Here is a 15,197-nt window from a genome sequence, read left to right on the forward strand (position 1 = left end):
GCCGGGACCCCGCACCGGGCGCCCACCGAACGCGACACCTGGCGTCACCGCCCGAGGACCGGCTCTGACCGACCGCCCCGCCGGCACCTGATCTCCGACCGCCCCCGTGGGGGCGGTCGCGCCGTCTCCGGACCCGATTCCGCCCCGCGTGCGTGGGGCCGGAACCGAGGCTTGACCGCGGGCGAGTTTCCCGGCGCGGTATCCCCGCGCCCGTTCCGGCTGTGGTCAGGCGACGCGGCGCGGGCGGGCGTCCTTGCGGGCCTCCGCGGCCGTCGTCAGGGCGGCGACCACCGTGGTCACCTCGTCGCGCCAGCCGCCGGGCAGGTCGTAGGTCTCCGACCGATCGAACAGCGCCCGCTCCGCCGCCGCGGCCAGCCGCCGCAGCGCCGCCAGGGCCTCCTCGTCGTCGCCGAACCGGGACGCGAGCCGCTCCGCCGCGAACCGCGGCGAGCCGTCGGGCCAGGGCAGCCTCAGGTCGGCGGCCGAGTCCCTCACCTCGTCCCACGCCGCCACGGTGTCGGCGCGCGCGTCGCCGGTGCCGGCCAGGCGCCGTTCGCGGCGCCGCGTGCGCCGCCAACCGGGCAGCAGCCGCGCCACCACGACGCCGCCCGCGACCACGACGGCAGCGGCCAGCAGCCAGGGCAGCAGGCCCAACAGCGAGGCCTCCTCGCCGGCGCCCTGCTCCTCGGGCTGCGGCTCCTCGCTGGGCTGCTCCTCCGGGGTGGGCTCGGCCGACGCGGTGACCTGCTCGGTGGGCTGCGCGGTCGAGGTCGGCGCGGAGGTCGGGTCGGTGCCGGCGGCGTCGCCGCGGGACGGCGTCGGCTCGAAGGCCACCCAACCCTGACCGTCCAGCCAGATCTCCGGCCAGGTGTGCATGTCGCGGGCGGTGACCTCCCACGCGTCGCCGACCCGCGTCCCGGGCACGAACCCGACCGCCATCCGCGCCGGGATGCCGAGCGTGCGGGCCATCAGCGTCATCGCGCCGGCGAACTGCTCGCAGTAACCGCGGTGCGACCGGAACAGGAAGTCCTCGATCGTGGCGATCCCGTCGCCCACGCCGACCGCCGGCGCGGTGGAGTAGGTGAAGCGGTCCGAGCGCAGGTAGGCCTCGAGCGCCTGCGCCTTGGCGCCGGCGGTGCCCCGCCCCTCGGTGACCTGCTCGGCCAGCGTGCGGATGCTCGGCGGCACGCCCGCGGAGTTCGTGTTGAGCTCACGCCGCGGGGCGTCGTTGGCGGACGCCCCCGCGATGGCCCCGGCCGACGGTGAGACGTCCAGGCTCGTCACCGTGTACGAGATCCCCTCGGTGGCCGCGGCACGGTTCGTCCGGTTGAGCGCCATGACGTCGAGGGTGTCCAGCGCGAAGCCCCAGTCGCCGGGGGCGTCGATCCGTTCGGGGGCGTACGGCACCGGCAGCCACTCGCTGCGGAACGCGCCGACCGCCACCTGGGTGGTGCGCCGCTCGCCGCTCGGTCCGCCCGGGACGGCGGGGAAGCGTCCCGAGCCGACGCGGACGTCGGCCAGCGCGAAGCCCTCGCGGGAGAACGCGGGCAGGGTGGCGAGCTTCAGGTAGGCGCCGTCGGGCGCGTCGGTGCGGTAGGACAGGATGACGTCGTCGGTGCCCTCGACCAGGTTGCGCTTGAGGTCGAGGCTCGGGTCGTTCATCTGCAGCGGCTCCTGCGAGCGCCGCGGCTCGAGCTGCGGGAACGCCTGCGCGACGGCGAAGGTCAGCGCGACCGCGACGATGCCGATCCCCACGGTCGTCAGCAGGGCGGCGGCGCGGGTCGCGAACTCGCCGCGCGGCAGGGCCGAGCCCGCCCACAGCACCGCCACGACCGAGGCCGCCAGCAGCAGGAACTCGGTGAACAGCATCGGCGTGACGAGGATCACCGAGGGCACGAGGTAGAGGCAGATCAGCGGCAGGACGCCGAGCGCGGGCTGACGGCGCGGCACCGCCAGGCCGTACGCCAGCAGGGCCAGCAGCGCCGCCGACGTCGCCACGATGAGCGTGACGCCCGGGTTGGCGGCCACGGGGGCGCTGGCGGACTGGATGAAGACCCAGCCGTGGGTGAGCGCGCCCGGCAGGTCGGCCAGCACGTCGGCCCCGAACGAGAACGCGAGCGTCGCGGCGACCCCGACGGCACCCACCACGATCTGGATCGGCACCCGCGGGACGGGCCCGAGCCGCTCGGTGAGCGCGCCGGCCAGCAGGACCGCGGCGGCGGCCAGGAACGAGCCGAGCAGCCCCCCGGTGTCGCGGGTCAGCTGCGTCCAGGGCCACAGCAGCAGCCCGAACGAAACGATGAGCGCCAGGGTGACGCGCCACGTGTACCTCATCGGACGCCCCCCTGGTCGGCCCAGGCGACGGCCAGCGCCTCGGCGGTGCCGGGCAGCGGCCGGACGGACCAGCCGTGGTCGGCGAGGATCGCGGCGCCCGTGTCCCAGGCGCCGCGCTGGTCGTCGGTGGGCGCAAGGACGAGGGCCATCCGGTTCTCCCGGGCGCCGGCCGCCGCCGCCAGCGACTCGGCCACGCTCCGGTCCAACTCGCCGAGCAGGGCGACGATCAGGTGCTCCCCGCCGCTGCGGGACAGCGCGGCGGTGGCCTCCAGGAGGTCGGGGGCGCCGGTGAGGCCCACGTCGACCAGCGGGTCGAGCCAGCGGTCCTCGCCGTCGGGGCGGTCGGCGTCCACGTGGGTGGGCGAACCCTCGGCGTCCACCAGGGTGACGGCGTAGCCGTCGCGGACCAGCCGGACCCCGATCGACGCGGCGGCCGACACCAGCGCCTCGAAGCTGGGGCTGACCGGCCCCGTCGGGGGATGGACGCCCGCGCGGGAGTCGAGGATCACCCAGGCGGTCGGGTCCCAGGCGGCCTCCTCGCGGCGCACCATCAGGCTGCCGGTGCGCGCCGTGGAGGGCCAGTGGATGCGGCGGACGTCGTCGCGCGCCTGGTACTCGCGCACCATGACGTCGTCGGGGCCGGAGATCGCCGTCTGCGGGATCGGGGTCTCACCGGTCGCGCCGTAGGACTGCGCGACCCGCCCGGGCAGCCACGTGAGCCACGGCCGGACGACGACCGTGGTGGCCGCGCTGCTGCGCACCGTGTGGACCCACAGCCCCAGGAAGTCGGCGAACCGGTAGGCGAACCCGGTCAGCCGGAACCGGCCGCGCCGCCGCGGGTGCAGCGGGTAGCCGGCTTCGGTGACCTCGCCGACCCGGGAGGCCGCGAGCCGGAACGGCACGCCCCGCCCCAGTTCGGGATCGGGCACGTCCTCGGCGAACACCGAGGTGAGCGGGCTCGGCCGGACCGTCGTGACGTGGACCAGCACCTCCAGCGGCTCGCCCACCTCCGCGATCGGCGGCGTGAGCCGGCGCTGGACCCGGAACCGCGGCGGGCGCACCAGCACCGAGACGAGCGCCACGAGCGGAAGCAGGAGCAGGAACAGTCCCGGCCACACGAGGTCCTGGTTCCCGAGGCCGAACGCGACCACGAGCAGGAGGACGCCGACCACCCACAGGGTGACGGTGCGCCCGGTGGGACGGGGGAGCGAACGCATCGGGATCAGGTGCGCCGCGGCGCGGGGACGTCGGCGACCAGTTCGGCCACGACGTCGGCGGCGGTGGCCTGCGTGGTCTGGGCGCGGTGGCTCAGCAGGACGCGGTGCGCGAGCACCGGGGCGGCCAGTTCGGAGGCGTCCTCGGGGATGACGTAGCCGCGCCCGGCGATGGCGGCGCGCGCCTTCGCGGCGCGCAGCAGGTGCAGGCTGGCGCGCGGCGATGCGCCGAGCCGGAGCAGATCGGAGGAGCGCGTGGTGGACACCAGGGACACCACGTAGTCCTTCAGCGCGGGGTGGACGTACACCTCGCTGACCCGCTGCCGCGCCCCAGGACGCCGGCGGCGTCGGTCACGGGGCGCAGGGCCGAGAGCGGGCTGCTGGAGGCGTGGTGCTCCAGCATGTCGACCTCGGCGGAGCGGGTCGGGTAGCCCATGGAGATGGCCGCCATGAAGCGGTCGCGCTGCGCCTCGGGCAGCGGGTAGGTGCCCTGCATCTCGATCGGGTTCTGCGTCGCGAACACCATGAAGGGCTCGGGCAGCGCGTGGGTGGTGCCGTCGACGGAGACCTGGTGCTCCTCCATGGCCTCCAGGAGGGCGGACTGGGTCTTGGGGGACGCGCGGTTGATCTCGTCGCCGATCACGATGTTGGCGAAGACGCCGCCCGGCTTGAACTCGAAGGCACGGGTCTGCGGGTTGAACACCGAGACGCCGGTGATGTCGCTGGGCAGCAGGTCGGCGGTGAACTGGATGCGCCGCACGCTGGACTCCAGCGACCGGGCCAGCGTGCGGGCCAGCATGGTCTTGCCGACGCCGGGCACGTCCTCGATCAGGATGTGGCCGCCGGCGAAGAGGACGACCAGCGCCATGTCGATGGCCTGGGGTTTGCCCTCGATGACGCCGCCGATGGCGGTGCGGAGGCGATCGGCCAGTGCGGCGACCTCGGTGACATCGGCGGATGTGGTGTTCGGCACGGCAGAAACCCTACCGGCACGCTCCAACGCCGGCGGGGGCCGGGTCCCGACGCCACCCGGGTGGGTCAGACGCCGAGGGCGCGGCGGTGCACCTCCTGCATGAGCGGCACGACGTCGACCGACATCAGCCGCAGGTCGGCGGGGACCTCGACGGTACGGATCTTGCCGTCGCTCTCCACCTTCACCGACGCGAGGTCGGGGCCGGCCTTCTGATGGATGACGCCGTAGCCGCGCACCGATGTCCACGGGTGCTCGGGCTTGCCGTCCACCGCGAAGCCCGTGCGCGTGAGCACGAGGCGATCCCGCAGCCGGGTGAACCGCACCCCGAGCGCGATCAGGTTGCCGACGAAGAAGGCCAGGATCGCCCCCCAGACGACGGCCGTGACCACGGTGGTGGTCGTGGCCCCGGCTCCTGCGCGCGGGGAGCGCCTGGCTGAACAGCCAGCCGAACATGGCGGCGAAGATCAGGCAGACGACCACCGAGACCATGCTCTTGACGCTGGCACGGTCGATCCCGACGCGGCCGGTCTGCTCGTACTGGGCGAGGGCGGATTCCTTGGTGGGCATGCTCGACACTAGCCCGGGCCCCGGGCGCGCCGCCCGGCGACGCCCGCTCCGCAAGACGCTGTTTCCGCGCGCCGGAGCCGGGCGGCCCGCCTGCGGGTCCTGAGACGTGTCGGCGTCCCGTTCCGCTCCACTTCACTCCCCGCAACGACGCCGCGGCGCGGGCTCGCGGCCCTGGGCCGCCGTGGCGGCGCGGTGCGCCCGGCGCCGGGCGCCCGCGGGTGAGCCGCCCCGATCCCGTCGGAATCGGTCTTGACAAGGCCGTTCGCGCCTCGCCCCTGGGGGCCATTGATTCGAGTGGTGGATTGTGGGGTAATGTGGAGGGTAGTGGAGGAAATCGGCGGCCAGAGGGGAGGGGTGCTGCATGTTCTTGGGCACGCACTTCCCCAAGGTGGACGAGAAGGGTCGGTTCTTCCTCCCGGCGAAGTTCCGGGACGAGCTCGGGGCGGGGCTGATCATCGCCAAGGGGCAGGAACGCTGCTTGACGATCTATGCCCCCGACGAGTTCCAACGGCAGGCGCAGGCGGCCATGAGCGGCCCTTCGACCCTGAAGGGCATCCGTGACTTCCAGCGCATGTTCGCCGCCGGCGCCTCCGAGGAGACGCCGGACAAGCAGGGACGCGTGACCATCCCGCCGGTTCTCCGGAACTACGCGGGGCTGGACAAGGAGATCGCCGTCATCGGCGCCTTCAACCGCGTCGAGGTCTGGGACCTCGAGGCATGGGAGGCGTACTCGGCCAGGCAGGACGAGGCCTACGCCGAGATGGACGAGGAGATCTTCCCCGGTGGGGAGACCCGCTGATGCGAAACCGCCCGCGCGGTGAGGCTTCGGTCCGACCGACGCCCTGACGCCACTTCCCCGGTGTCAGGTCGTCGGTACGGACCGGAACCCGACCGCACGGACCACACGAAGGAGGACCCCATGGTGCAGCCGCCCGCGACGGGACACGTTCCCGTCATGCTGGGGCGCACCATCGAACTCCTCGCGCCCGCCCTCGCCGACGGGGGCACCTACGTCGACTGCACCCTCGGCCTGGGCGGCCACGCCGAGGCGGTCCTGACCGCCTGCCCGAACGCCCGTCTGGTCGGCATCGACCGCGACCCGGACGCGCTGGCGATCGCGGGGGAGCGGCTGGCCCCCTTCGGCGACCGGGTCGCGCTGTACGAGGCCGTCTACGACGAGATCGCCGACGTGCTCGCCGAGGACGGGATGCCGCGGGTGCAGGCGATCCTGGCCGATCTGGGTCTGTCCTCGATGCAGATCGATCGCCGCGAGCGCGGCTTCGCCTACTCCGTCGACGCCCCCCTCGACATGCGGATGGGCCAGGGCCACGGGCTGAGCGCCGCCGACGTCGTCAACACCTACCCGGTCGCCGACCTGACCCGCATCCTGCGCGTCTACGGCGAGGAGCGCTTCGCCGACCGCGTGGCGCGCCGCATCGTCGCCGAGCGGGAGGTCGAGCCCTTCACCACCTCGGCTCGGCTGGTCGCGACCATCGACGCCGCGATCCCCGCCGCGACCAAGGCGACCGGCGGCCATCCCGCCAAGCGCACGTTCCAGGCGCTGCGGATCGAGGTCAACGGCGAACTGGTCGCGCTGGAGGGCCTGCTGCCCGCGGCCCTGGACGCCCTCGCGCCCGGCGGCCGGTTCGCGGTGCTGGCCTACCACTCGCTGGAGGACCGGCTCGTCAAGCGCTCCTTCGCCGCGGCGACCACCGACACCGCCCCGCGCGGGCTGCCGGTGGTGCCGCCGGAGCACCGGGCGCGCTTCATCAACCTGACGCGGGGGGCCGAGAAGCCCACCGGTGGCGAGGCGCAGGACAACCCGCGCGCGGCGTCCGCCCGCCTGCGCGCCGTGGAACGACGGGAGGTGCGGCCATGACGGCCTGGGAGGCGATCAAGCAGGCCCCGCGGAAGCTCGGCCAGGCCGCGACCCGCCCGAACCTGGTGGGGATCTCCAGCCCGCCGCAGCGCATGTCGGCGCTCATGTTCGGCGTGGTCATGGTGGCCGTGCTCGTCGCGGGGCTCGTGGGCGCGCTGGTGCTGAGCACCGCGCTGCAGACCCGCGAGTTCGAGCTCCGCGACGCCCAGCGCACCGCCGGCGAGTTGGGCTACCAGGTCTCGGACCTGGAGTCGCAGGTGAACCGCGCCAAGGCTCCCCAGCAGCTCGGACGCCGCGCCACCGAACTCGGGATGGTGCCCAACCCGCACGCCGTGTTCATCGACCTGGGCACCGGCGAGATCAAGGGCACCCCCACCGCCGCCAACGGCAACGAGATCCCCAGCCTGCGCATCCTTCCGCCCCCGCCGCCGTCGGTCGCGCCGACGCCCGGCGCGGAGGCCCAGCAGGAGGGCACGCCCACCGCCGAGGGGCAGGCAGGCGCCGAACCGGACGCCGCCACCCCCGCCGACCCGACCGCCCCGCCCACCGCGACGCCCTCGACCTCCGCGACACCCTCGGCCACCGCGACGCCGTCGGGCGCAGCCACCCCCTCGCCCGGAACCGGCGGCGCCACGCCGCCCCCCGCCACCGGCGTCCGCCCGACCCCCACGGGAGCGCAGGGATGAGCCGCGACGAGCCCACCCGTCGCCCCCGCGGGGACGCCTCGGGCCGCGGGTCCTCGTCCGGACGCCGGCCCGAGCAGGGCGGTAAGCAGGCGTCCTCGTCCCGCAGCGGCCAGGCGGCCACCGGCCGCGGACGGCAGGGGACCGGGCGCGAGCGCCCGGCCGGCGCGGGCCGCGGCGAGCAGCCGACGGCGCGCTCGGGGGCCCGGCAGGCGCCCCGCTCCGCCGCGTCGCGTCCGGGAACCTCCCGGGCCGCCACGTCCCGGACGGCCGCCGGCCGCCCATCGACCCGGCGCCCGGGAGGGCGACGCCCGGGCCGCAAGCCGGCGTCCACGACCTTCCGGCTGCGCATCCTCATCATGCTGATCGCCGTCGTCTTCTCGTTCGTCGGGGCGCGCGCGGTCCAGATCCAGGTCTTCAACGGCAAGGAGACGGCCGCGCAGGCCGCGACGAAGATGACGGTCGCGCGCGATGTCCCCGCGGTGCGCGGCACCATCACCGGCCGCGACGGCCAGGTGATGGCGCTGACCGAGTCCACCGTCAACGTGATCGCCGACCCCAAGGCCATCTCGACCAACGGCCGCGAGGCCGAGGCCATGAGCGCCAAGGACCGCGAACGGGCCGCCGTGCTGCCCGCCGAGATGGCCGCGATCATCGCGCCGCGGCTCGGCCTGGACGCCGCGGAGGTCGAGGCCAAGCTGCGCCGGTCGGACTCGCGCTACCAGGTGCTGGCCAAGCAGGTGCCCTCCAGCACGTGGGTCGACCTCAGCGCGTCGCTGTCCAAGTACCCCGGGATCACCCGGGAGTCCAACCCGCGCCGGATCTACCCGATGGGCACGGTCGGCAGCAACGTCGTCGGTTTCATGAGCGAGGGCAAGGGCGTGGCCGGGCTCGAGCGCAGCCAGGACCCGTCGCTGACCGGCACGCCCGGTCGGGAGATCTTCGAGACCTCTCCCATGGGCAAGATCCCGCTGGGCAACCAGGTGCTCACCCCGGCCGTCGACGGCACCGACCTGCAGCTCACCCTGGATCCGGACATGCAGATGATGGTCGAGCAGCGGCTGGCCGCCCGCGTGCAGGAGGTCAGCGGCAACTGGGGCGTCGCCATCGTGATGGACGTCGAGACCGGCGAACTGCTCAGCCTGGCGAACTACCCCAGCTTCGACCCCAACGACCCGGGCAAGGCCAAGCCGGGCGACACCGGGAACCGGGCCGTCAACGCCGTGTACGAGCCCGGCTCGGTGCAGAAGGTGCTCACGCTGGCCTCGCTGCTGGACGCCGGCCTCACCACCCCCGACACCGAGTACCGCATCGACGGCACCATCGACGTCGGGACGCACACCGTCAACGACTCGTTCCGGCACGGCCCGATCGACATCACCACCCGCGGCATCCTCGTGCGCTCCTCCAACGTGGGCGCGATCACGGCCGCCCGCGACATGGACTCCGACACGCTGCGCGACTACATGCTCAAGTTCGGGCTCGGCACCAAGACGAACCTCGGCCTGCCCGGCGAGCTGGGCGGCACCGTGCCCGGCGCGAACATGCCCCAGTTCCAGGCCGACTCGATGGCGTTCGGCTACGGCGTCTCCGTCAGCGCGGTCCAGATGGCGGCCGCGGTCGCCGCCGTCGCCAACGGGGCGTCTACACCGAGCCGACGATCGTCCGCGCCACCGGCACCGACGGCGCCCTGACGCCGGCCGCGAAGCCGGAGTCGCACCGCGTCGTGTCGGAGGAGGCGGCCAAGCAGGTCGTGGACATGATGCAGCAGCGCACCCTGTACAACGACGCGCAGATCGGCATCCCCGGCTACAACTCCGGCGCGAAGACCGGGTCGGCACGGTTGGCGTCCACCACGGGCGGCTACTCGGGCCAGGTCGCGTCGATCGTCGGCGTCGCGCCCGTCGAGGACCCGCAGATCCTCGTGTACGTGCTCGTGGCGCGTCCCGACACCGAGGGCGCCGGCCTGGGCATGGCGGGCCCGGTGTACCGCGACATCATGTCCGTGGCGCTTCCGCGTTATGGCGTGACGCCCAGTGATGAGATCGTGAAGACGCAACTGCCCCTGATCAAGGAGGAGGAGAAGCGTCGATGACCGACGACCCACGGCCGTCCGCGGTCGACGGCCTGCCCCTGGCATCCCTGGTGCCGGGGGCGTCCGGCGTCCTCACCGGTGTGACGCTCGACTCGCGCCGCGTGCGCCCCGGTGACCTCTACGTCGGACTGCCCGGCGCCAGCACGCACGGGGCCAGGTTCGCCGACGCGGCGGCCGCCGCCGGGGCGCTTGCGGTGCTGACGGACGCCGAGGGCGCGTCGCTGGCCGCCGGGTCCGGCCTGCCGGTCGCCGTGGTCGAGGACCCGCGGGTCGCCATGGCCGACGTGGCCGCCACCGTGTACGGGCGCCCCGGCGACCGCGTGGAACTGTTCGGCGTCACGGGGACCAACGGCAAGACGTCGACGGTCTTCCTCCTGGACGCCGCCCTCACCGCGCTGGGACGCACCGTCGCGACGATCGGCACCATCGGCTACCGCCTCGCGGGGGCGCCGGTGGAGTCCTCGCGCAGCACCATCACCACGCCCGAGTCCCCGGACCTCCAGGCGTTGCTCGGCGTCCTGGTCGAGGGCGGCGCCGACACCGTCGCGATGGAGGTGAGCAGCCACGCGCTGGCGCTGCACCGGGCCGACGGCATGGTCTTCGACGCCGCCGCCTTCACGATGCTGGGCCAGGACCACCTCGAGTTCCACCACACGATGGAGGAGTACTTCTCCGCCAAGGCGAAGCTGTTCACCGGCGGCCGGACGCGCGCCGCGGTCGTCAACACCGCCGACGACTGGGGGCGCCGGCTCGCCGCCATGGTGGCGGCCGAGGGGGCCGCGACGCTGGTCACCACCCTCGGCGAGGACGCCGACTACCGCGTCCGGTGGGCCGAGCCGCTGCCCGCGGGCGGCTCGCGCGTCCTGCTCGACCACCCCGGCGGCGAGGTCGAGTTCACCCTGTCGATGCTGGGGGAGTTCAACGTCGCCAACGCCGTCACCGCGCTCGCCCTGATCGGCGCGACCGGGGGCGACGTCCGGGCCGCCGCGCGCGGCCTCGCGGACGCGCACGTCCCCGGACGCATGCAGCGCGTCGACCTGGGGGAGGGGCGCCCGCACGTCGTGGTCGACTTCGCCCACACGCCGCAGGCCGTCGCCGCCGCGCTCAACGCCCTGCCCGCCACCGGACGCCGGATCGCCGTGCTCGGGGCGGGCGGCGACCGGGACCCGAGCAAGCGGGGCCCGATGGGCCGCGCCGCCGCCCGCGGAGCCGACGTCGTCATCGTCACCGACGACAACCCGCGCAGCGAGGTGCCCGGCACCATCCGCGCGTCGGTGCTCGAGGGCGCGCGGGGCCGGGGCGCCGAGGTCGTCGACGGCGGCGACCGTCGCTCGGCCATCGCGCGCGCCCTGGCGATGGCCGGGCCGGACGACTGGGTCGCGGTGCTGGGCAAGGGACACGAGACGGGCCAGGACGTCGGGGGGACCGTCAGCCCGTTCGACGACGTCGCGGTGGTCCGCGAACTGGGAGGACAGTGAGATGGAACCGGTGAGCCTGCAGCAGGTGGCGGCCGCCACGTCCGGACGCCTCGCGCGCGCAGCCGACCCGGCGGCGCCCGTCGGCCCGGACGTCGTCACGGACTCGCGCGCCGTCACCCCCGGTGCGCTGTTCGTCGCGTTCCTCGGGGAGCGGGTCGACGGCCATGACTACCTCGATGCCGCGGCGTCCGCGGGCGCCGTGGCCGCGCTCGTCGACCGCGAGGTGGACGCCGATCTGCCGCAGGTGGTCGTGCCCGACACCGTCGCCGCGCTGGCGCTGCTGGCCCGCGACGTCGTCACCCGCGCCGAGGCCGACGGCCTGGTCGTCGTGGGGATCACGGGGTCCTCGGGCAAGACCTCGACCAAGGACCTGCTCGCCCAGGTGCTCGCCGACGCCGCGCCGACCATCGCGCCGCCGGGGTCGTTCAACAACGAGATCGGCGCGCCGCTGACCGCGTGCCGCGTCGGCGCGGACACCCGCTTCCTCGTCAGCGAGATGGGCGCCCGCGGCCCCGGCCACATCCGGGCGCTCGCCGAGGTGATGCGCCCGGGCATCGGCGCCGTCCTCAACGTGGGGCACGCCCACCTGGGCGAGTTCGGCTCGGTCGAGGGCATCGCCCTGGCCAAGGGCGAACTCGTCGAGGCGCTCGCGCCGGAGGGCTGGGCGGTGCTCAACGCCGACGACCCGCGCGTCATCGCGATGGCGCTGCGCACCGGTGCGAGGCTCGCCGCCTTCTCCAGCCACGCCGATCCGGTCGCCACCGACGCCGCGTTGCGCGTGTGGGCCGCCGACGTCCGGCCCGACGACCTGCAGCGGTTCTCCTTCACGCTCCACGCGGCGGGCGCCGTGACGGGGTCGGCGCCGGTCAGCCTGCGCGTCCTGGGCGTGCACCAGGTGGACAACGCCCTGGCCGCCGCCGCCATCGCGCTGGCGGCCGGCCTCCCGTTGGAGGGATCGCGGCCTCGCTGTCGGCCGCGACGCCGCTGTCGCGCTGGCGGATGGAACTCGTCGAGCGCGCGGACGGCCTGGCGATCCTCAACGACGCCTACAACGCCAACCCCGACTCGATGCACGCCGCGCTCGACACCCTGGCCGGCCTGCGCCGCGAGGGCGGGCGCCTGCTGGCCGGCCTGGGCGACATGCTCGAACTCGGCGAGGGCGCCGAGGAGCAGCACCGGCTGGTCGGGGAGCACGCGGCCCGCCTCGGGATCGAGGTCGTCGCGGTGGGCGAGTTCGGCCCCGCGATGGCCGCGGCGGCCACCGCGGCCGGGGCCGGGGCGAGTATGTTGCTGACGTGGCTGATCTCACCGAACGCCTCCGGGGGCGGCCGGGCACCGGGACACGGTGCTGGTCAAGGCGTCCCGCGGGCTGGCGCTGGAACGGGTCGCCGAGGCGCTCGCCGCCACGACTGACGAAGGAGCCCTCCCGTGAGGATGATTCTGCTGGCCGGCGCGCTCGGCCTGATCGGGACCCTGGTGGGGACGCGCCTGGCCATTCACGTGCTCGTGCTGAAGGGGTACGGGCAGTACGTGCGCGACGACGGCCCCAAGGAGCACCTCAAGAAGGCCGGGACCCCGACGATGGGCGGCATCGCCATCATCATCTCGGTGCTGCTGGCCTACGCCCTGGCCCACCTGATCACCTGGACGCCGCCCACGGCGTCCGGGTTGCTGCTGCTCGGGTTGTTCACCAGCCTGGGCTTCGTCGGCTTCCTCGACGACTGGATCAAGATCTCCCGCGCCCGCAGCCTGGGCCTGAACAGCCGCGCCAAGCTGATCCTGCAGACGCTGTTCGCCGTGCTGTTCGCGATCGGGTGCTTCCTGTTCCCGAACTCCCGCGGCGTGACGCCCGCGAGCCAGTACGTCTCGTTCCTGCGCGACATCCAGTGGCTGCACCTGCCGGTCGCGATCGCCGTGCTGTGGATCGTCTTCATCATCGCCGCGCTGTCCAACGGCGTGAACCTCTCCGACGGACTCGACGGGCTGGCGACCGGCCTGACCACGATGGTCTTCGCCGCGTACGCGGTGGTGAACCTGTGGCAGAGCAGCCAGAGCTGCGCCTCGCTGTCGACCGCCGGGCCGCAGTGCTACGAGGTGCGCGACCCCGTCGACCTGGCCGCGGTGTCGCTGGCGCTGGCGGGCGCCTGCTTCGGCTTCCTGTGGTGGAACGCGTCCCCGGCCAAGATCTTCATGGGCGACTCCGGGTCGCTCGCCCTGGGCGGCGCCGTCGCCGGCCTGGCGATCCTGACGCGCACCGAGCTCCTGGTCGTCGTGCTGGGCGGCATGTTCGTCCTCATCACGCTGTCGGTCGTCCTTCAGGTCGGCTACTTCAAGCTCAGCGGCGGCAAACGGCTGTTCAAGATGGCGCCGCTGCACCACCACTTCGAAATGGTGGGGTGGGCCGAGCAGACGGTCGTCGTCCGGTTCTGGATCATCTGCGGCATCTTCATCGCCGCCGGCATGGGGTTGTTCTACGCGGAATGGGTGGTGGCGCAGTGACCGTCAAGGACTGGATCGCCGGCGCCGACCGGCTCTCGCCCTGGGCCGAGGCGACGGTCGTCGTGGCGGGGTTCGGCGCCTCCGGGTTCGCCGCGGCCGACGGCCTCATGGCGCTCGGCGCCGGCACCATCATCGTCCTCGATGAGTCCGACAGCCCCGGTCACCGCGAGAAGGCCGACCTGCTGCGCCGCCTCGACGTCGACGTCCGGCTGGGCGCCGGCTCGACCGCGGAACTCCCCGAGGGCGTCGACCTGGTCGTCACGTCGCCGGGCTGGGCGCCGACCGCGCCGCTGCTCGCGCAGGCCGCCGCGCGCGGCGTCCCGGTCTGGGGCGAGGTCGAACTGGCCTGGCGCATGATGCAGCCCGACCGGGTCGTGCCCTGGCTGGGCGTGACGGGCACCAACGGCAAGACCACCACCACGCTGATGCTCGCCTCGATCCTGAGCGCGGACGGCCTGCGCACCGACGCCGTCGGCAACGTGGGGCGCCCGATCATCGAGGCACTGCTCGACGACATCGACTACGACGTGCTGGCCGTGGAGCTCTCGAGCTTCCAGCTGCACTGGACCGACTCGCTGGCGCTGCACTCCGCGGCGGTGCTCAACCTGCACCCCGACCACCTGGAGTGGTACGCCGACGAGCCGGACCCGATGGCGGCCTACACCGCCGACAAGGCCAAGATCTACTCCCGCGTCACCCACGCCTGCGTCTACAACGTCGCCGAGCCCGCCACCGAGAAGATGGTCGAGGACGCCGAGGTGACCGAGGGCGCCCGCGCCATCGGCTTCCGGCTCGCGACCCCCGCCCCGTCGATGGTCGGCATCGTCGACGACATGCTCGTGGACCGCGCCTTCGTCGAGCAGCGCCGGGACTCGGCCATGCCGCTGGCGCAGATCGAGGACGTCCAGCCGCCCGCCCCGCACAACCTGGAGAACGCCCTGGCCGCCGCCGCGTTGGCGCGCAGCTTCGGCGTGAAGCCGCAGGCGGTCGCCGAGGGGCTGAAGGCGCTGCCGGTCGGCGAGCACCGGATCCAGACGGTGGGCGAGGTCGGCGGCGTCGCCTACGTGGACGACTCCAAGGCGACCAACCCGCACGCGGCGGCGTCCTCGATGCGGGCGTTCGACTCGATCGTGTGGGTCGCCGGCGGGCAGGCCAAGGGCACGTCGTTCGACACCCTCGTGCAGGACTACGGCGACAAGCTCCGCGGTGCGGTGCTGCTGGGCGTCGACCGCGGGGTGATCGCGGACGCGCTGGCCCGACACGCGCCGCAGGTGCCCGTGGTCGTCCTCGACAGCGGCGACACTGGGGTGATGGCACGAGCCGTCGCAGCGGCGGCCGACCTGGCCGAGCCGGGGGACACCGTCCTCCTGGCGCCGGGGTGCGCGAGCCGCGACATCTGGTCCGGTTACGACGCCCGGGGCCGGGACTTCGCCGCTGCGGTGGCCGAACTGGAACAACGCGACGCGTGAGGGGAG

The 15,197-nt window shown here is 74.1% G+C and carries 12 protein-coding genes and 2 pseudogenes; 10 read left to right on the plus strand and 4 right to left on the minus strand.

All coding sequences use genetic code 11. The annotated features are described in order from the left end of the window. Positions 1 to 225 precede the first annotated feature (225 nt). From G7070_RS12590 to G7070_RS18880, 4 genes and pseudogenes are all read right to left on the minus strand, one after another. A complete protein-coding gene (locus tag G7070_RS12590; RefSeq protein ID WP_166234029.1) occupies positions 226 to 2,334 on the minus strand; it encodes a transglutaminase TgpA family protein in 2,109 nt (702 codons plus the stop codon). After that, positions 2,331 to 3,551 (minus strand): DUF58 domain-containing protein, encoded by a 1,221-nt coding sequence (locus G7070_RS12595; protein WP_166234030.1) that lies wholly within the window; start codon positions 3,549 to 3,551, stop codon positions 2,331 to 2,333. Before G7070_RS12595 ends, G7070_RS12590 begins: the two co-directional genes overlap by 4 nt. A gap of 5 nt (positions 3,552 to 3,556) precedes the next feature. Next, positions 3,557 to 4,548: pseudogene (locus tag G7070_RS12600) on the minus strand (AAA family ATPase). 38 nt (positions 4,549 to 4,586) lie between these two features. Continuing rightward, positions 4,587 to 4,910, minus strand: coding sequence for a hypothetical protein (locus tag G7070_RS18880; RefSeq protein ID WP_246227084.1), 324 nt, complete (start codon positions 4,908 to 4,910; stop codon positions 4,587 to 4,589). Between the two features lie 539 nt (positions 4,911 to 5,449). Between G7070_RS18880 and mraZ the strand changes: the two genes are divergently transcribed. From mraZ to murD, 10 genes and pseudogenes are all read left to right on the plus strand, one after another. Beyond that, positions 5,450 to 5,887, plus strand: a complete 438-nt coding sequence (gene mraZ / locus G7070_RS12605) for a division/cell wall cluster transcriptional repressor MraZ (protein ID WP_166234031.1) — start codon at positions 5,450 to 5,452, stop codon at positions 5,885 to 5,887. A 120-nt stretch (positions 5,888 to 6,007) separates the two neighbouring features. Then, positions 6,008 to 6,967, plus strand: a complete 960-nt coding sequence (rsmH, locus tag G7070_RS12610) for a 16S rRNA (cytosine(1402)-N(4))-methyltransferase RsmH (protein ID WP_166234032.1) — start codon at positions 6,008 to 6,010, stop codon at positions 6,965 to 6,967. Continuing rightward, complete coding sequence (locus G7070_RS12615) at positions 6,964 to 7,653, plus strand: cell division protein FtsL (RefSeq protein ID WP_166234033.1); 690 nt, start codon at positions 6,964 to 6,966, stop codon at positions 7,651 to 7,653. The genes rsmH and G7070_RS12615 overlap by 4 nt, the downstream gene beginning before the upstream one ends. Next, positions 7,650 to 9,344, plus strand: a complete 1,695-nt coding sequence (locus G7070_RS19625) for a peptidoglycan D,D-transpeptidase FtsI family protein (protein ID WP_166234034.1) — start codon at positions 7,650 to 7,652, stop codon at positions 9,342 to 9,344. The genes G7070_RS12615 and G7070_RS19625 overlap by 4 nt, the downstream gene beginning before the upstream one ends. Further along, complete coding sequence (locus tag G7070_RS19630) at positions 9,341 to 9,745, plus strand: penicillin-binding transpeptidase domain-containing protein (protein WP_348981503.1); 405 nt, start codon at positions 9,341 to 9,343, stop codon at positions 9,743 to 9,745. The genes G7070_RS19625 and G7070_RS19630 overlap by 4 nt, the downstream gene beginning before the upstream one ends. A gap of 38 nt (positions 9,746 to 9,783) precedes the next feature. Further along, positions 9,784 to 11,223 (plus strand): UDP-N-acetylmuramoyl-L-alanyl-D-glutamate--2,6-diaminopimelate ligase, encoded by a 1,440-nt coding sequence (locus tag G7070_RS12630; RefSeq protein WP_431977953.1) that lies wholly within the window; start codon positions 9,784 to 9,786, stop codon positions 11,221 to 11,223. A gap of 1 nt (position 11,224) precedes the next feature. Beyond that, positions 11,225 to 12,139 (plus strand): annotated as a pseudogene (locus G7070_RS19985) (UDP-N-acetylmuramoyl-tripeptide--D-alanyl-D-alanine ligase); the annotation flags it as partial. An 83-nt stretch (positions 12,140 to 12,222) separates the two neighbouring features. Further along, positions 12,223 to 12,636, plus strand: coding sequence for a glutamate ligase domain-containing protein (locus G7070_RS19990; RefSeq protein ID WP_246227086.1), 414 nt, complete (start codon positions 12,223 to 12,225; stop codon positions 12,634 to 12,636). 15 nt (positions 12,637 to 12,651) lie between these two features. After that, positions 12,652 to 13,722, plus strand: a complete 1,071-nt coding sequence (gene mraY, locus G7070_RS12640) for a phospho-N-acetylmuramoyl-pentapeptide-transferase (RefSeq protein ID WP_166234036.1) — start codon at positions 12,652 to 12,654, stop codon at positions 13,720 to 13,722. Then, positions 13,704 to 15,191, plus strand: coding sequence for a UDP-N-acetylmuramoyl-L-alanine--D-glutamate ligase (murD, locus tag G7070_RS12645; protein ID WP_166234037.1), 1,488 nt, complete (start codon positions 13,704 to 13,706; stop codon positions 15,189 to 15,191). Before mraY ends, murD begins: the two co-directional genes overlap by 19 nt. Positions 15,192 to 15,197 lie beyond the last annotated feature (6 nt).

Origin of the sequence: Propioniciclava coleopterorum (assembly GCF_011393335.1) — a bacterium.
GTDB lineage: Bacteria > Actinomycetota > Actinomycetes > Propionibacteriales > Propionibacteriaceae > Propioniciclava > Propioniciclava coleopterorum.